Raw genomic sequence first — 17,207 nt, forward strand, 5'->3', positions numbered from 1 at the left:
CGGAGCCCCGGCGCCAATCGATGTAGCGTATGGCTTAATGATCAGCTTCGTGCTCGGCGTCGAGGACCTCGCGGACACCCGCTTCGCGCTCTCCCCGCTGCACGAGACCCTGCTCAGCCTCCGGGTGCTCCAGGATCCGGGGCTCTCCGCGCTGCACCTGCCCTGGCGCCGGTCGGTGATCGGTGAGCTGGGCGGCCTCGACACGGGCCTCCTCATGGCGCTCGTCGCCCGGCGGCGTACCCTGCCCGACTTCCTCACCCCCAACCCCACCGGCTTCGCCCCCTCCTTCGAGGAGGAACTCGCCGTCGTCCGCCGCACCCACCCCGCCCAGGTCCGCCGCGATCTGCTGCTCGCCCACGCGCCGGACCCGCTCCCGGCGCCGCTGCGCGCGGCTGCGGGCGGCGACGAGGGTGTCGTGGAGTTGCGGGAGGCCGTCTGCGAGGTCCTGCGGCGGTACTGGAAGACCGCCGTCGCACCGATGTGGCCACGGATGCGCCTGGTGCTGGAGGCCGACATGACCTACCGCGCCCGGCAGCTCGCCCTCGGCGGCGCCCGGCTGCTGTTCGCGGACATGCACCCGCACCTGCGCTGGCACGACGGCGAGCTGTTCATCGGCAACATGATCAGCAGTCACCGCGTGGTGGCCGCCGGCCGGGGACTGCTGCTCCTGCCGTCGGTCTTCGTCCACCAGCCCGCGCCGCCCGTCAGCCGCGACGAACCGCCGAGCCTCGTCTATCCCAGCCGGGGCGTGGCGACCCTGTGGGACCAGGCCCCCTCCCCGGACGCCACCGCGCTCGCCTCCCTGCTCGGCGCGCCCCGGGCGGGACTCCTGCGTCTGCTGGAGGAACCGCTGCCCACGGTGGAACTGGCGCGCCGGCTGCGGGTGACGCCGAGCGCCGTCTCCCAGCATCTGCGCGTCCTGTACGCGACGGGGCTGGTCACCCGGGCGCGGGACGGGCGCCATGTCCTGTACCGGCGCAGCCGCCTCGGGGACCACCTGGTGGCGGGCGCGGCGCGGTGAGGGGCGGGGCCCGGGGCCCGGCAGGAAAAACGTTTGGGCGGGGGTGGGCATGATCACTAGCCTGCCCGCATGGACCTCCGCATCACGACCCTCGCCGAACGCCCGGAACTCGAAGGGCCGATGTGGTCCATGAAGGATCTGTGGCCCGAGTTCATGCTCTACGACCCGGTCGGCTGGGCGAACATGGGGCGCATCGCGCGCGAACTGCCGCAGTACGTGCTCGTCGCGACCGACGCGGAGGGCAAGGTCGTCGCCCGGGGCTTCAGCGTTCCCTTCCGGCTCGACGCCGACGGCCGCCGCGAACTGCCGGACCGGGGCTGGGACGAGGTCCTGACGTGGGCGTTCTCCGATCTGCGGCACGGGCGGGAGGCCGACACCGTGAGCGCGATCGAGATCACCGTCGACACCTCGGCGCTCGGCCGGGGCATCTCGCACCGGATGCTGGCCGCTCTGCGCGAGAACGCCGCCGGGCTCGGCTTCAAGGAACTCGTCGCCCCCGTCCGCCCGAACGGCAAGCACCGGGAGGCCGGGGCCTCCATCCACGAGTACGCCTTCCGGACCCGCGCGTCCGACGGTCTTCCGCACGACCCGTGGCTGCGCGTCCACGTCCGCGCGGGCGGCACGATCGAGGCGGTCGCCCCGGCCTCGATGACGGTCTCCGGCTCGCTCGGCCAGTGGCGCGCCTGGACGGGCCTGCCGTTCGACGCGGACGGCCCGGTCGAGGTGCCGGGTGCGCTGGTCCCGGTCCACTGCGACGCCTCACGCGGCTACGCGGTCTACGTCGAGCCCAACGTGTGGGTGCGCCACCGGCTGTGACCACCCGGCGGCCGGCCGCCCGCCCGCCGGGCCCGCGCGGCCGTCACCCGGCGGGGTCGACCACGTCCTTCGCGGCGGGCACCCGCGCGGTGACGGGCTTGCCGTGACCGGAGAAGGTGACGGTCATGGGCTCCTCGCCCCCGGTGGTGGCGATCCGCAGCAGGTGCGGGGTGCCCTCGGTGGCGACGTGGAGGGTGTACGTCTCGGCGCCGTCCTTCTCCGTGAGGGTCAGCGCCTTCCGCCCGCCGACCGTCGTCTCCCGGCCCTTCACGGCGCCGCTGCCGCCCTCGAAGGTGGACAGCAGCCGCTTCAGGTCGCAGAGTTCCACCATGTCCCGGGCGTCCGGGTCGCTCACGGCCATCTTCGTCCAGCGGCCCTTGAGTTCCTTCAGCACGGCCGCCTGCACCTCGGGGGACTCGCCCTTCGACTCCTCCCGCAGGAAGGCCTCGTCGAAGCGGATGTACGCCGTGGTGGCGTCCGGCTTGATCAGCTCCGCGGTGCCGGCCGTACCCACCGTCATCGTGCCGGAGCACTTCCCGGCGGTGTCGGCGGAGACGTAGGCCTTGATCGGGCCGTCGGCGGTCGTCAGGGAGATGTCCATGGTCAGCGACCTGGCGTCCCGGGTGGCCGCCATGGCCTTGTCGGCGATCAGGGCGCCGGTCAGGTCCCCGAAGGGGCCCGCCGGGGTGGCCGGGGAGGTCGTGCCCGCACCGGTCCCCGTGGTGGCGGTCCCTGTGGTGGAGGACGGCCCGCAGGCGGCGGCGCCCGCCGCGAGGGCGGCGCACAGAGCGCCGGCGAAGGCCGTACGGACGGGGCGGGGGCGGCGGGGGGCGCGCATGGGGGTCTCCGGGGTGGTGCGGTGTGCGGTGCTGCCGGGTGGTGCGGGGGAGGGGGACGGGAAGAGGGGCCCGTGAGGGCCCCGGTCCTTCCGGTGGCTGGGGTCAGCCGACCTTCAGTTCCCACTGCGCCGCGTTGTAGTCGAAGCCGGGGCTGACCTCGACGGTGAGGTTCTTGGCCGTCGCCGGGGCGTCGAAGGCGTAGGTGACGGTCGCCTTCTTGCCGGGCAGGATCGTGCCGCTGAAGCCCTCGCCGACCTTGCCGTCGTAGATCTGCTCGGCGGTCACGCCGTCCTTGCCGGCCCGGGCGTCCAGGGTGACGGCCACGGCGTCGAACTTCTCCTTGCCGCCGTTCTCGATCACGACGGTGAACTGGTAGGCCTTGTTGCCCTTGGTGTGGCCGACCGCGAACTCGCCCGGCGTGTACGGCTTCGGGTCCGAGACGGTGACCTTCAGGTCGTCGTCGTAGACGGAGGTGTCACCGGCCGCGAGGCCGCCGCCCTTGCCGGCGTCGGGAGCGGCGCTCGCCCCGCCCTTGCCGCCGGAGGCGGAGCTCTGCGGGGACGGGTCCTGCGGCGCGGCGTCCTTCACGGCCTTGTCGATCTCCTTCACCGCGTCGCTGACGGCCGTGAAGGTGATGACCGCGCCGACCACCGACAGGATCAGGGCCGCGAGGCCCAGGAGCGCGCCGGTGAGCGCCACCCCCTTGTTGTTGGCCTCCCGGCGCTTGACCCGGCCCTTTCCGACGAGGCCCAGGATCAGGGCGATCAGGCCGAGGATGCCGGCCAGCCAGAAGAGGAGCGGGATCAGTCCGGCGAGGGTGCCGATGATGCCGAGGATCAGCGCCGCGGTGCCGAGGCCGTTGCGCATGACGGCCTGCGGGGACGGCGGGACCTGCGTGTCGTACGACATGGGTGGTGTCCTCCCGGACCTTGGAGATGCCTGACGCGATGGATCAATCACAGCAGAGCTTGTGAACCGAGTCAACACGGTTCACGAAAAACAACCTTGCTCACGCTGTGAAGGGGTGCGAGCGGCCTTCCGCAGTAAGATCGGCGACACACGAGGACGAGTCAGAGGTCAGGGACGAGCCAGGGGAGCGCCAGCATGCGTCAGGAGCCGGACAGCGCGGCCGAACCGGGTACGGCGGAAGCGAGCCCGGCAACACCCGGCGTGGCGGAGGCGAGCGCGGCCGGGACGCACCCGGCGACACCCGGCGCGACGGAAACGAGCCCGGCCACGACCGGTGCGGCGGAGCCGAGCCCGGCCGGGACGCACCCGCCCACGACCGGCTCGTCGGTGCCGGACCCGGCACCGGCCACCGCCCCGTCCGGCGCCGGTACGACCGAGGTGACGGCCGCCGGGATCGCCCGGCTCGCCGGGGTCGGCCGCGCGGCCGTGAGCAACTGGCGGCGGCGCCACGCCGACTTCCCCAAGCCCGTCGGCGGCACCGAGACCAGCCCCTCCTTCGCCCTCGCCGAGGTCGAACAGTGGCTTCGTGACCAGGGAAAACTGGCCGAGGTCCCGCTCCGGGAGCGTGTCTGGCAGCAGATCGCGGGCCACCCCGCCGGAGCCGTCGCCGCCCTCGTCCACGCCGGCTGCGGGCTCCTGCTCGTACGGGACAGGTCGGCCGCCTGGTCCACGCTGGCCGCCCTCCCCGACGGCCGGTTCGCCGACGCCCTGCCCTTCGCCCTGGAGGAGACGCTCACGGCGCGGCTCGGCCCCGTGCGGGCCGTCCGCACCCCCGCGCCCGTGGAACTCGCCCCGTCCGTCCCCCTCCTCAGGGGCGCCGCCGAACTGGCCGCCGAGACCGGCGCCCGGCAGGCCTTCGAGTTCCTGCTCGGCCGCCACCTGGACGCCAACCCCCGCCAGTACACCCTGACCCCGCCCGGCCCGGCCGCCCTCATGGCCGAGCTCGCCGTGCCCACCGGCCCCCAGGCCCACGGGACCGCCCGCCCCACCGTCCTGGACCCGGCCTCCGGCACGGGCGGTCTGCTGCGGGCGGTCGAGCGCCCCGCGGCCCTCCACGGCCAGGACGCCGACCGCGACCTCGCCGCCCTCACCGCGCTCCGGCTGGCCCTCTCCACCGACGCCGACATCCGCGTGCGCGGCGGCGACAGCCTGCGCGCCGACGCCTTCCCCGCCCTCACCGCCGACGCCGTCCTCTGCCACCCGCCGTTCAACGAGCGCAACTGGGGCCACGACGAACTCGCCTACGATCCGCGCTGGGAGTACGGCTTCCCGGCCCGTACGGAGTCCGAACTCGCCTGGGTCCAGCACGCCCTGGCCCGGCTGCGGCCCGGTGGCACCGCCGTCCTCCTCATGCCTCCCGCCGCCGCCTCCCGCCGCTCCGGCCGCCGCATCCGCGCCGACCTGCTGCGGCGCGGCGCCCTGCGGGCCGTCGTCGCCCTCCCGGCCGGTGCCGCGCCCCCGTACGGCGTACCGCTCCACCTCTGGGTGCTCCGCAAACCCGTCCCCGGCGGGCGGCCCCCGGCCGAACTCCTCCTGGTGGACGCGGCGTCCGAGCACGCCACGGCGGGCGGCAGGGACGGCAGGGACGGCCGGGACCGGCTCGACTGGCAGACCGTCCACACCGCCGTCCTCGACGCCTGGACGCCCTTCGACCGGGACGGGACGGTCACCTGCACCCCCGGCGCCGCCCGCTCCGTGCCCGTCATCGAGCTGCTGGACGACGACGTGGACCTCGCCCCGGCCCGGCACCTCCCGCCACCGGCCGCCGCCGAGGACGCGGACCAGCTCGCCGGGGTGCGCGAGCGGCTGACCGAGACCCTGCGCCGCACCCGGGAACTGACCCCGCCGCCCGTGGACGGACCGGCGCCGGCCGGTTCCGGCGGGCCGGTCCGCTGGCCCACGACGACCGTGGGCGAACTCGCCCGGGCCGGCGCGCTCACCCTGCGCCCGGGCGGGGCGGGCACCGCCCGCGCCGGCACCCCCGTCGCCGTCCTCACCGACCACGACGTCCTCGCCGCCCAGCTTCCGTCCGGCACCCTGCCGGACGGCCCGCCGGAGGAACCGGTTCTGCTCGCCGCCGGTGACGTCGTCGTCCCGGTCCTCGGCGGCGGCTCGGCCGTACGGGTCGTCGACGCGGCCACGGCCGGCGCCGCCCTCGGCCGCAACCTCCAGCTCCTGCGCCCCGATCCGGCGACGCTCGACCCCTGGTTCCTCGCCGGTTTCCTCCGGGCCACCGCCAACACCCGCCAGGCCAGCAGTTACGCCTCCACCGCCACCCGCCTCGACGTCCGCCGCCTCCAGCTCCCGAGGCTCCCCCTGCGCGAACAGCGCACCTACGGCGCCCGCTTCCGCGCCCTCGCCGACTTCGAGGAGTCCCTCCGCCTCACCGCCCGCCTCGGCGAACAGCTCGTCCAGGGCCTCCACGACGGCCTGGCGAACGGCACGGTGAGGCCGTAGGGCGGGGGCGGGCGGGCCGGGACCCGCACCCTTCCGGCGGGCCCCCTCGGCCGGAACCGGGTGGCGGGCGACCTCGCCGGAGCCACACCGGGTGATCTGTTCGACAACGGTTCCGCACAAGGCGGAACCGTTGTCGGCCGTCGTGTATACGCTCGTCTCCGCATCCGTCCGTCCGAGCAGGAGCGCGCCCCATGTACGGCCCCCCGCAGCCGCCCCCGTCGCCGAAGGGCCCCGCCTCCGGCGGCCTCGTCGCGCTGCGGGTCCTCTTCATCGCGCTTCCGCTGCTGAGCTGCGGTTTCCTGGCGTGGGCGCCGCTGCTGCGGCTCGCGGTCCTCACCCGCAGGAAGCTGGACTGGGTGCTGTTCGGGCTGACGCTGGCCGTGGCGGCGGGACTCTTCGTCTTCATGGGCGTCACCGGCGAGGAGTCCACCGACCTGGAGGCGGTCCTCGGCGTCGGTCTCATCGTCACGCTGGCCGCCGGGTCGGTCGCGTACTACGTGGTGGGGGAGATCCGGCACTTCGACCGGGCCGCCTCCGGCACCCCGCCGTACGGAGCCGGAGCCCGCGACTGGACCGGGGGCGCGGCCCCGCACGCGGTCACGGTGCCGAGCCCGGTCACCGCCCCCAACCCGTACACCTCCACCCCGTCCGTCACCCCCGCACCGCCGGTCACTTCCCTCCCGTCCGATGGGTCCGTCGGCCCGCCGCCGGTGGTCGGCGGGGCGCGGATCGAGCAGGTGCGGGCCGAGCTGGACGAGCTGAGCGACCTCCTGCGCAAGGACCCCCGAGACCCCGGTGACGGTGAGGGCCGCCGATGAACGGCCGTGTCATCGGCGGGCGCTACGAGCTCGCCACCGTCATCGGCCAGGGCGGCATGGGCCAGGTGTGGACCGCGTACGACGGCCGGCTCGACCGCCGGGTCGCGGTCAAGCTGCTCCGCCCCGCCGCCATCACCGGCCCCGCCACCGCCGCCGACGAGATGCGGCGCCGTTTCGTGCGCGAGTGCCGGGTCACCGCCCGCGTCGCCCATCCGGGCCTGGTGACGGTCCACGACGCCGGCAGCGACGGCGAGGACCTGTACCTCGTCATGCAGTACGTGGAAGGCGCGGACCTCGCCGACCACCTCGCCGAGCACGACCCGTACCCGTGGCAGTGGGCGGTCAGTGTCGCCGCCCAGCTGTGCGCGGTGCTGGCCGCCGTGCACGCGGTGCCGATCGTGCACCGCGACCTCAAGCCGCGGAACGTGATGGTCCGTCCCGACGGCTCGGTCGTCGTCCTGGACCTCGGCGTCGCCTCCGTTCTCGACACCGACACCACCCGCCTCACGCACACCGGTTCCCCCATCGGCAGCCCCGCCTACATGGCCCCCGAGCAGGCCATGGGCGGCGCCGTGGGACCCTCCACCGACCTGTACGCGCTGGGTGTCCTCCTCCACGAACTGCTGAGCGGCAACGTGCCGTTCGCGGGTTCGACGGCCCTCGGTGTGCTCCACCGGCACCTGTACGAGCCCCCGGTCCCGGTCCGGCGGACGCGCCCCGAGGTCCCGGAGGCCCTGGAGGCGCTCGTGCTGCGGCTCCTTGCGAAGGATCCGCGGCACCGGCCGTCCGGCGCGCACGAGGTGTACGAGCACCTGCTGCCGCTGCTGCCCGCGCGCGGGGCCCCGGCGGGCCCGATGGACCCGACGCGGCCGTTCCTGCGCCCGCACGCCCCCTGGCCGGACCGCCCGGCCGCGCCCCCGGCACCGGCCGTGCCCGCCCCGCCCCCCGTGCCCCCGGCCGTCTCCGCGGGCCCCCGTACGGATCCGCGCGCCGACCCGCGGACGTACGGCTCCACGCCGGTGCCCGGCCCGGCGCGGCCCGATGTGGCGGCGGCCGTGGAGGAGGTCAAGCGGCTCCTGGGGGAGGGGGCGCTGACGCAGGCCGTGGACGTCCTCGGCGGCATCCTGCCCGCCGCGTCGGCCGAGCACGGCGAGCGGTCCCCCGTCGTCCGCATCCTGCGCAAGCAGTACGCCTCCACGCTGATGGACGACGGCCAGTACCGCCGGGCGCTCCCGGAGCTGCGCCGGCTCGCGGAGGACCGGGACGCGGAGGCGGGTCCGGCGGACGCGCAGACGCTGCAGTTCCGGTACGACGCCGCGCTGTGCCTGGAGCAGATCGGGGAGACGGCGGCGGCGCTGGCCGAGTACCGCGCGGTCCTGCCCTACTACGAGCAGGATCCGGACCCCGGCCGGGCCTTCGACATCCGCCGCCGCGTCGGCCTGCTGCTCGTGGCGACGGGCGACCACTCCTCGGGCCAGGCGCAGCTGCACCGGCTGCTCCTCGACGCGGAGCGCGCCTACGGCCCGTACCACCCGCTCGTGTCCGAAATCCGGCGGGTCCTGGAGCATCAGGGCCGCGTCGGGCAGCGGTTCTGACCCCGTACCGGAACGAACCGTTCCACCCCCTCGGCCGCATCCGCCGCGCCCGTCCCGCACCGGATCCCGAGGGGGAGCCGACCGGGTCCCGCGATCCCGTGACCCGGGGTCGCGGGACATCTCCCAAGTACCGGGGAAAGTACCCACCCACCCCTCCAGCCTCCCCGCGCGGCGACACCTGAGCCGCTGTCACCCGGACGAGGGAACTCTTCCAACGGAGCTGGATTTCACGGTGGTTGCCTGGCATATGCTCGCGGCGACCCAACTGAAAAAGTTCGGCCCCCGGCCGGGACTGGCATCCCGATCGAGGGCCTGACCAACGAGGAAGTGAACGCCTTCCCGATGGATACCCAGCACCTTAGCGCGCCCGCTTTCTGCGGGGGCGTCATCCACGTCATCGTCCCCCACACGCGGGAGTACGTGGTCGTCGGCAACCACCTCGCCCAGCACGAGGAGCTCTCGCTGACCGCGATCGGCCTCGCCGTCCACATCCAGTCGCTCCCGGCGGGCACCCGCATCGGCGTCAAGATCCTCAGCGAGCGCTTCGAGGAGGGCGCGATCCGCATCGCCGCCGCCCTGCGCGCGCTGGAGCGGTGCGGCTACCTGACCCGGGTCCGGGAACGGCGTCCCGACGGCCGCCTGGTGACCCGTACGACCTTCTACAACCAGCCCGCCGCCGTACGCCCCCCTCAGCCGGAGCCGGACCCCGAGCCGGACCCCGAGCCGGATCCGGCCCCGGGATGCGGGTGTGACCGCGCCGGGGAGCCGGCGGCCCCCGCGCCCGTCACCCTGCGCACCCCTCCGGGCGGCCCGCGCGGGTCAGGACGCTCACGGAGCCGGTGCCGCTCCCCGAGGGACCGGCCGCGGACCTCCTCCTCGGCCTGCGGCACGAGGACCCCCGGCTGCTGCTCTCCGCCCGGGACGTGCACCGCCTCGCCCCGGCCGTGGACACCTGGCTCGCCCGGGGCGCCACCCCGGACGCGGTCACCCGCACCCTCACGGCCACCCTGCCGGACCGGCTGAAGCACCCGGCGGGCCTCCTCGCCCACCGCCTGGAAACCCTGCTGCCGCCCCCGCTCCCGGCCGCGCGCCGGGAGGTCCCGCGCCCCGAACCCTTTCAGGACTGCGACTCCTGCGAACGCGTCTTCCGCGCCAGGGAACCGGGCACATGCCCCCGCTGCGTCGCCGACGCGAGGCAGCGGGCGGCCTGAGGAGGGGCGGCGCGCAAAGGGTCAGCCTAGGGCGCGCAGGAGGCGCGGAGGCGGGCGCCCCCCGTCCTTTCAAGATCGTCAAGGGGTGAAGAATGAGCCGTATGACCCCGACGAACACGCCGAAACCGGCAACGATCGACGACGCGGACCTGATCAGCCGCATCCTCGCGGACGCCTTCGACGACGACCCGATGATGCGCTGGTTCTTCCCCGGGGAGACCACCCGCGAGGCGGGCCTGCGCCGCTACTTCACCACCCTGTTCACCCGGCAGTACCTCCGGCACGGCGTGTGCGAGCGCACGGAGTCCGCCGCCGCCTTCTGGGTGGCCCCGGAGGGTCAGGACAAGGCCGTGCCGGACGCGGAGACCGTGGCCGAACTGACCGACATCCTGGGCGACCGGGCCCCGCTGTTCCGCGCGGCCGTCGAGGCGGCGGTCGAGCACGGGCCGAAGGAGCCGCACTGGTACCTGGCCGTCGTCGGCGCCGACCCGGCCGCCCGTGGTCAGGGGCACGGGGCCGCGCTGCTGCGCTCCGGCCTCGCCCGGGCCGACGCGGCGGGCATGCCCGTGTACCTGGAGTCCTCCAAGCCCGACAACCTGCCCTTCTACCAGCACTTCGGCTTCGAGGTCCTCGGCGAGGACGCCCTGCCGGGCGGCGGCCCGACCCTGTGGGCGATGCGCCGCGCGCCCCGCGTCTGAGCCGGTCCCACCGACCGGGTGCCGCCTCCCGTGAGGCGGACCCCTCCACCGGGGCGTCGCCGGCCGCCCCGGCGGGGAACGACCTCAGGCACCCGCGCCGCCGCCCGTCGCTGCCGGGCCCCTTCCCCCTGCGGACCCTGACCGGGCCCGGGCACGCGCGCGCGTACGGGCGCCCGCCCGCAGGGCCAGGAGCGTCACCAGCGCCGCCGCTCCGGCCGCCAGGCCCGCCCGCAGGCCCGGAGGCCGGAAGGAACAGCTCACCGACGTCCGCCCGGGAGTCACCGGGACGGCGAGCAGACCGCCGTACGAGCGCGCCGGGGCGCCCGCACAACTCCAGCCCGCGATGCGCGGGGCCGCCACGACCGCCGTGCCGCCGCCCACGCCCGGCGGGAGGACGGCCCGCAGGCCGTGCGCGGTGAGCGACACCGAGACCGCCGCCCGGGTGCGCAGCGCCGCCACCGCCGCCCGCAGCCTTCCGTGGTCCAGGCAGCCCAGCTCGCCGCGCGGACCGGACGGCCGCTCGCCCGCCACCCGCTGCACGCCCAGCGAGACCAGGGCCGCCCGCCGCTTCGGCTGCCCGCCGAGGAGCCGGACCGGGGCGTTGGCGCCGAGCCGGGCCGTGCCCGTGGCGTCCGGCGCCCACAGGAACACCTCGCTGCCGACCGGGCAGGCCCCGGCGCGCGGAGCCCCGTACACCCGGGCCCCCAGCAGGAGTTCCTGGTTCCGGAACGGCAACGGGCCGTAGGCCGGACCAGGACCCGGCGGCCGTACCGTCACCAGCGGCAGGAAGGTGCCGTGACGCACCACCCGGCCGTCCCGCCAGCGCGCCCCCACCCCGAACAGGGCGTCCGTCACCGGGTTGTCCAGCGACAGCAGGTTCCGGCCGCGCGAGGTCCAGCCGCCGCCGAGCGCCGCCAGCGTCCTCGTCAGGACCGCCGGGGTGTGACTGCTGTAGTACGCGGCACCCTGGCCGCCCAGGAGCAGCGGATCGTTGCCCGCCACCCGGGGCAGCCCCGGGTCCGTGCGGTACGCGGGCCAGCCGTCGGCCGCCGCCAGGGCCGCCGCCCGCCGCGCGTGCTCCGGCCCCCACGGCGGATAGTCGTCCAGGTGGGCCAGGCGCTCCCGGTCGGCGTGCGCCGTGGTCGCGGCGGCCTGCCCCACCAGGGTGCCCGCCACCAGCAGCGCGGCGAGCAGCCCGTACCGCCCGCGCCGGGGCAGCATCAGCGCCCCCGCCACCGCCGCCAGGCCCGCGAGCCCGAGGAGCAGCGCCCAGCGGGTCAGCAGCGCACTCGGCAGCGCGCCCGCCGCCAGGACGAGCACGACGGCCGTCCCGCCGAACAGCGCCCGCCGGTCCGGCAGTCCCCGGGCGAGCGCCGCCCCGGCGGCGAGCACCAGGACACCGGACAGGACGAACGTCTGCCGGTACGGGCTGCCGTTCGGGGTGGCGAACGCGTGCCAGACCAGATGCGCCGGCCCCCACTGCGTCGAGGCGACGACCGCCGCGCACAGCCCCGGCCACAGCCACCGCTCCCGGCCCGGCACGTCCCGGCGGAAGAGGAGCGCGGCCACCAGCAGCGGCACCACCGTGCACACGAAGGCCGCAGGGGTCGCGAAGCTGTACGTCACCGGGAACAGCCGGGCCAGCACGTCCGCACCCCCCACCGGGACGAACTCCCGCTCCACGCCCGGGTGGGCGTGGAGCGAGCCAAGGAAGACGGGGACGAGGACCGGCGCGGCCAGACCGGCACCGACCACGGTGGTCACCACCGCCCGCACCAGGACGCGGGGCACCCGCACGTCCCGCCCGGCCGGACCCGTCGCGATGCGGACCAGCAGCACCAGGGCCGCGCCGAGCGTCGCCATGTGGGCGGTGTAGAAGTTCGCGCACCAGCACACGGCGACCGTCAGCGGCCCCAGCAGCGGCCGTCGCCCCTCCCGTACCCACTCGCCCACCAGGCACAGCAGCGGGAAGGCGATCAGACCGTCCAGCCACATCGGGTTGTACGTGCCCTCCGCGAGCGACCAGCCGCACAGCGCGTACGCGGCGCCCAGGACGCCCGGCCACCACCGCGCGGGGAGGCCCGGCCCGTACATCCGGTGCAGCAGGAACGCCATGGCCGCCGCCGCGACCGCCGTCTTCAGCACGGTCACCGCGTACACCGCGTACTCGACGTCCCCGCGCGGGAACAGCGCCACCAGCGGCGCGAACGGGCTCGACAGGTAAGTGCCGTAGTCCGGCAGGAAGCTCGTGCCCCAGCCCGCCCGACAGTCCAGCGGGAAGCCGCCGCCGGGCGTCCGGCCGTGCAGCACGTCCCAGAGGTAGGCGTGGAACGGCACGAACTGGTTCGCCAGGTCGTTGACCGCCCGGCGGCGCGGCCCGAACGGGAAGACCCGGGCGACCGCGTCCCCGCCGCACACGGCCACCACCGCCAGGACGGCGGCGAGCGCGGACGGGGGGAGGGGCCGGGCGCCGGCGGACTCGGGGATGTTCGACTTCGGCATGACGAGTCGAATATGTCAGCGAACGGGCGGGAAACAGGCGGTCCGCGAGCCCGTTCACGCAATGGTCGCCTGCCCGCCACCCGCCCGGACCGGCCGGGTCACCGGGCTCCGTTGTCGTGGTCCGCGTGCTGCTCTCGATCGTCGTCCCGTGCTTCAACGAGGAGGACGTCCTCGACCGCTTCCACGACCACGTGACCAAGGAACTCGACCGCCTGGACGGCGAGTTCGAACTGGTCTACGTGGACGACGGAAGCCGCGACCGGACCCTCGCGCTGCTCCAGCGACTCGCCGCCGCCGACCCCGGCCGCGTCCGTTACGTCTCCTTCAGCCGGAACTTCGGCAAGGAGGCCGCCATGCTCGCCGGACTCCGGCACGCCACCGGCGACGCCGTCGTCATCATGGACGCCGACCTCCAGCACCCGCCGGAACTCGTCCACCGCATGGTCGCCCTGCACGCCGAGGGATACGACCAGGTCGTCGCCCGCCGCACCCGCGAGGGCGACCGGGTGACCCGCACCCTCACCGCCCGGCTCTACTACTGGGCGATCAACCGGCTCGTCGACGTCGAACTCGTCGACGGAGTCGGCGACTTCCGGCTCCTCTCCCGCCGCACCGTCGACGCCCTCCTCGGCCTCGGCGAGTACAACCGCTTCTCCAAGGGCCTCTTCTCCTGGGTCGGCTTCCGCACCACGACCTTCGCCTACGAGAACGCCGTCCGCGAGCAGGGCCGCTCCAAGTGGACCTTCGGCAAGCTCCTCAACTACGGGCTCGACGGCCTGCTCTCCTTCAACAACAAACCCCTCCGGGCCGCCGTCTACCTCGGACTCCTCCTCGTCTCCCTCGCCGTCGCCTACGCGGCCTGGATCGTCGGCGACGCCCTCCTCAACGGCGTCGACACACCCGGCTACGTCACCCTCCTCGTCGCCGTCACCGCCCTCGCCGGCGTCCAGATGGTCATGGTCGGCCTCATCGGCGAATACGTCGGACGCATCTACTACGAGGTGAAACGGCGGCCGCACTACCTCGTCGCCGAAACGGAGACGGGGCTCCAGGAACAGGAGGGACGGGCCGACACCCGGCGGACCGGTGGGTCGTTGTGGGAAACAGTCGCTCCGAAGTAGTGGCTACGGCCCCGGCGACTCCCTACCATCGATCACCGCAAGGTCGTTCAACATGACGCACGACCAGCCCGGGAGGCTCCTTTGCACCGCCGCACTGCGCTCTCTGTCTCCGCCGCGATCCTCGCCGCGGCCCCGCTGCTCACCGCCTGCGGCAGCGACGCCCACCCAGGGGCGGCGGCGATCGTCGGAGGCCAGCGGATCGACGTCGCCGGCCTCCAGGCCCAGGTGAAGGACGTCCGCACCGCGCAGGAGGCCTCCCCGAACGGCCCCGAACTGCTCAGGGCCACCGGAGACCTCGGCCGCCAGAAGCTCAACGGCATGATCTTCGACCGCGTTGTGGACAAGGTCGCCCGCGACCAGGGCGTCACCGCCACCCGCGCCGAGCTCCAGCAGACCCGCGCCGCGTTCGTCCGCGAGAGCGGCGGGCAGGAACGGCTCGAAGCGATGCTCCTCCAGCAGCAGGGCGTCGCCCCCGGCCAGATCGACGAGGTCGTCCGGCGCAACGTCCTCATGAACAAGATCGCCGCCAAGCTGGGCGCCACCGACACCCCCGAGGGCCAGAAGAAGCTGACGGACGTCTTCTCCGCCGCCTCCAAGGAACTCGACATCGACGTGAACCCCCGCTACGGCACCTGGGACGACACCCAGGTCCGCCTCGCGGACTCGGCCCGCGTGCCCTGGCTCCGCCAGGCCGACCGGGGCCCGGCCGCCGCAGCTGGAAGCTGATTTTCAGGCTCGGTTCGCCTCCGGGCGCTCGAGCCGGACTCACGGCCCCGACCGTGCTCGCCTCCCTCGTCCCTCGGGAGACTGCGCGCGCTCGCGGCCGTTCCCCCGGCGCGCCCTTCGGCTCACTCGCCGGGGACAGGGGAGGGACGTGGAGGGGGTCTCGTCACGCGAGGTAGGTTCGGAACGTGACTTCTGAGAGCCCCGGCCGCATCGTCCTGCTCACCGCCAGCCACCGCGTCGCGCCCGGACTGCTGTCCTGGCCCGCCTGGCAGGCGCTGCGCGGCGCGGACCGGGTGCTCTGCCCCGACGCGCACCACCCCCAGCTGCCGTACCTGAAGGAGGCGGGCGTCGCCGTCGAGCACCTGCGGCCCACCGCCGGGGAACTCGTCGCCGCCTGCGCCGGAGGCCGTACCGTCCTCGTCCTGCCGTCCGGCGAGGGCGACCGCGACCTCACCGACGGGCTCGCCCGCCTCGCCGGCTCCGGCCGGGTCGCCATGCCCGACCTGGAACTGCTGCCCGGCTCCTACGACCTGCCGGGCGCCCGGCTCCTCGACCTCGTCCAGGTCATGGACCGCATCCGCCGTGAGTGCCCCTGGTCCTCCCGGCAGACCCACAAGGGCCTCGCCAAGTACGGCATCGAGGAGGCGTACGAGCTGGTCGAGGCCATCGAGGACGGCACCCGGGAGGAACTGCGCGAGGAACTCGGCGACGTCCTGCTCCAGGTCGTCTTCCACGCGCGGATCGCCGAGGAGGACCCCGAGGAGCCGTTCTCCGTGGACGACGTCGCCGGAACGCTCGTCGAGAAGCTCGTCCACCGCCACCCGCACGTCTTCGGGGACGCCACCGCCGAGACCCCCGAGGACGTCAAGGCGCACTGGCTGCGCACCAAGGCGGTCGAGAAGCAGCGGGACTCCGTCACCGACGGGGTGCCGCTCGGGCAGCCCGGCCTCGCGCTCGCCGCGAAGCTCGCGGGCCGCGTCCGTACCGCCGGTCTCGACGTGCCCCCGCCGGCCGGAGAGGGCATCGGGTACGAGCTCCTCCACCTCGCCGCCCGCGCAGAGGCCGAGGGCGTGGACCCGGAGGCGGCCCTGCGCGCGGCGGCCCGCGCCTACCGCGACGCGATCCGCGCGGCCGAAGGGCTGTAGGGCAAGGCCCTGGCCCGCTCAGGGCTCGCGGGGGGCGCGGGCCGCCGGGTCGTGCCAGGGGAGCGGCGGGCGGGACAGCAGCCATTCCGCGCGCGTGGCCGGACGGGCGGCGAACCGGCCCACCGGCGGCAGCGCGTCGTACCGGATCCGGGCCGGGTCCGCGCCCAGCTCCTCCAGCGTCCGCGCGACCTCCGGCAGGAAACCCGGCGGCCCCGCCAACCGCACCTCGTGCTCCGGCCACCGGACACACGACCGCAGCGCCGTCAGCAGCCGCTCGGTCGCCTGCTCCCGGGGACGGCCGGGCGCCGCCGTGATGAACGTGACGCTCAGACCCGGCAGGCGCGCGCCCAGCCGCTCCGCGTCCGCCCGCCCGTACAGGTACTCCTTCGCGCGCCCCACCACGAACAGCCGCCCCTCCAGGTCCGGCCCGCCCTCGGCCGCCTCCTCCAGGAGGGCCTTCACCGGCGCCCAGCCCGTACCCGCGCATATATAGGTGCGCAGAGCGTCCGCCGGCCCGTCCGCCGTCAGCGCGCCCCCGGGCGCGCTGAGCCGCAGGACCTCCCCCGGCCCCGTCTCCTCCACCAGGACCGTGCTCATCACCCCGCCGGGCACCCGGCTCACATGCAGCTCCACCGTCCCGTCCGGGCGGGGCGCGTTGCCGAGCGAGTACGTCCGCCAGACGCGCGGGGCCCGCAGCGAACTGACGCTCACGTACTGGCCCGGGCGGTACGGGAAGGGCCGGCGTGGCCGGAGCGTGAGGACGGCCAGGTCCTCGCCGTACCGCGCGTGACGCACCACGTCTGCGTCCCACCAGGCGGGCTCCCCCGCCCCGGCGGCCTCCTCCGCGCCCCGGATCATCAGCTCGGCCACCCGCCCGTACGCCTCGCTCCAGGCCTTCTCCGCCTCCACCGTCCAGGCCGCCCCGGCCGTCTGCGCGAAGGCGGCGAGCAGGCTCGTGCCGACGGCGGCGTACAGCGGGGGAGAAGCCAGGAACCTCCGGTGGTCCCGGCCCAGGTGCGTCAGGTAGGAGGCGAGCCGGGGATCCTCCAGATGGGTCACCACATGCGTGAGGGCGGCGAAGAGACGGTCCCGCTGGGGCCGCATGTCGGCGGGGAACAGGTCGCGTACGCCCGGGTTGTGGCGGAAGAGATGCGCGTAGAAGAAGGCGACGGCGTGTTCGGCCCGTCTCTCGACGACCGCGAACGTGCTCCTGAGTAGCTCGGCATCCACGGGGGGAATCTAGGCCACCGACCTGTACGGAGGGTGTGCGCGATCCTCATACGTCAGGT

General features: G+C 74.9%; 14 protein-coding genes. 10 read left to right on the forward strand and 4 right to left on the reverse strand.

The window, feature by feature from the left end; genetic code table 11:
• Positions 1 to 37: 37 nt before the first annotated feature.
• Both ABTY40_RS19485 and ABTY40_RS19490 read left to right on the forward strand, forming a co-directional pair.
• Complete coding sequence (locus tag ABTY40_RS19485) at positions 38 to 1,021, forward strand: ArsR/SmtB family transcription factor (RefSeq protein ID WP_352060642.1); 984 nt, start codon at positions 38 to 40, stop codon at positions 1,019 to 1,021.
• 69 nt (positions 1,022 to 1,090) lie between these two features.
• Positions 1,091 to 1,837: an N-acetyltransferase gene (locus ABTY40_RS19490; protein WP_352060643.1), complete on the forward strand. Its 747-nt coding sequence runs from the start codon at positions 1,091 to 1,093 to the stop codon at positions 1,835 to 1,837.
• 43 nt (positions 1,838 to 1,880) lie between these two features.
• On the opposite strand, the gene ABTY40_RS19495 is transcribed toward ABTY40_RS19490, so the two are convergent.
• Positions 1,881 to 2,675: a hypothetical protein gene (locus tag ABTY40_RS19495; RefSeq protein WP_352060644.1), complete on the reverse strand. Its 795-nt coding sequence runs from the start codon at positions 2,673 to 2,675 to the stop codon at positions 1,881 to 1,883.
• Positions 2,676 to 2,778: 103 nt separating this feature from the next.
• The gene (locus tag ABTY40_RS19500; RefSeq protein ID WP_352060645.1) at positions 2,779 to 3,585 is read right to left on the reverse strand and encodes a DUF4352 domain-containing protein; all 807 of its coding nucleotides are present in this window, start codon (positions 3,583 to 3,585) and stop codon (positions 2,779 to 2,781) included.
• A 438-nt stretch (positions 3,586 to 4,023) separates the two neighbouring features.
• Between ABTY40_RS19500 and ABTY40_RS19505 the strand changes: the two genes are divergently transcribed.
• The 5 genes from ABTY40_RS19505 to ABTY40_RS19525 all read left to right on the forward strand — a co-directional run bounded on the left by ABTY40_RS19505 (position 4,024) and on the right by ABTY40_RS19525 (position 10,424).
• Complete coding sequence (locus ABTY40_RS19505; RefSeq protein ID WP_352060705.1) at positions 4,024 to 6,102, forward strand: N-6 DNA methylase; 2,079 nt, start codon at positions 4,024 to 4,026, stop codon at positions 6,100 to 6,102.
• A 191-nt stretch (positions 6,103 to 6,293) separates the two neighbouring features.
• Entirely contained in the window at positions 6,294 to 6,920 is a 627-nt protein-coding gene (locus tag ABTY40_RS19510; RefSeq protein WP_352060646.1) for a hypothetical protein, read from the forward strand.
• A complete protein-coding gene (locus tag ABTY40_RS19515; RefSeq protein WP_352060647.1) occupies positions 6,917 to 8,515 on the forward strand; it encodes a serine/threonine-protein kinase in 1,599 nt (532 codons plus the stop codon). Before ABTY40_RS19510 ends, ABTY40_RS19515 begins: the two co-directional genes overlap by 4 nt.
• An 839-nt stretch (positions 8,516 to 9,354) precedes the next feature.
• The gene (locus tag ABTY40_RS19520) at positions 9,355 to 9,726 is read left to right on the forward strand and encodes a hypothetical protein (protein ID WP_352060648.1); all 372 of its coding nucleotides are present in this window, start codon (positions 9,355 to 9,357) and stop codon (positions 9,724 to 9,726) included.
• Between the two features lie 92 nt (positions 9,727 to 9,818).
• A complete protein-coding gene (locus tag ABTY40_RS19525; protein WP_352060649.1) occupies positions 9,819 to 10,424 on the forward strand; it encodes a GNAT family N-acetyltransferase in 606 nt (201 codons plus the stop codon).
• A gap of 84 nt (positions 10,425 to 10,508) precedes the next feature.
• Here the strand turns inward: ABTY40_RS19525 and ABTY40_RS19530 are convergent, their stop codons facing one another.
• Positions 10,509 to 12,926: a YfhO family protein gene (locus ABTY40_RS19530; RefSeq protein ID WP_352060650.1), complete on the reverse strand. Its 2,418-nt coding sequence runs from the start codon at positions 12,924 to 12,926 to the stop codon at positions 10,509 to 10,511.
• Positions 12,927 to 13,051: 125 nt separating this feature from the next.
• Between ABTY40_RS19530 and ABTY40_RS19535 the strand changes: the two genes are divergently transcribed.
• The 3 genes from ABTY40_RS19535 to ABTY40_RS19545 all read left to right on the forward strand — a co-directional run bounded on the left by ABTY40_RS19535 (position 13,052) and on the right by ABTY40_RS19545 (position 15,918).
• The gene (locus ABTY40_RS19535; protein ID WP_352060651.1) at positions 13,052 to 14,047 is read left to right on the forward strand and encodes a glycosyltransferase family 2 protein; all 996 of its coding nucleotides are present in this window, start codon (positions 13,052 to 13,054) and stop codon (positions 14,045 to 14,047) included.
• A gap of 81 nt (positions 14,048 to 14,128) precedes the next feature.
• Positions 14,129 to 14,773: a SurA N-terminal domain-containing protein gene (locus ABTY40_RS19540; RefSeq protein ID WP_352060652.1), complete on the forward strand. Its 645-nt coding sequence runs from the start codon at positions 14,129 to 14,131 to the stop codon at positions 14,771 to 14,773.
• A 185-nt stretch (positions 14,774 to 14,958) separates the two neighbouring features.
• Positions 14,959 to 15,918, forward strand: coding sequence for a nucleoside triphosphate pyrophosphohydrolase (locus ABTY40_RS19545; RefSeq protein ID WP_352060653.1), 960 nt, complete (start codon positions 14,959 to 14,961; stop codon positions 15,916 to 15,918).
• Between the two features lie 18 nt (positions 15,919 to 15,936).
• On the opposite strand, the gene ABTY40_RS19550 is transcribed toward ABTY40_RS19545, so the two are convergent.
• On the reverse strand, positions 15,937 to 17,148 hold the full coding sequence (locus ABTY40_RS19550) for a globin domain-containing protein (protein WP_352060654.1): 1,212 nt from the start codon (positions 17,146 to 17,148) through the stop codon (positions 15,937 to 15,939).
• Between the last annotated feature and the right edge of the window lie 59 nt (positions 17,149 to 17,207).

Origin of the sequence: Streptomyces sp. NPDC126503, from assembly GCF_040302405.1 — a bacterium.
GTDB lineage: Bacteria > Actinomycetota > Actinomycetes > Streptomycetales > Streptomycetaceae > Streptomyces > Streptomyces gulbargensis.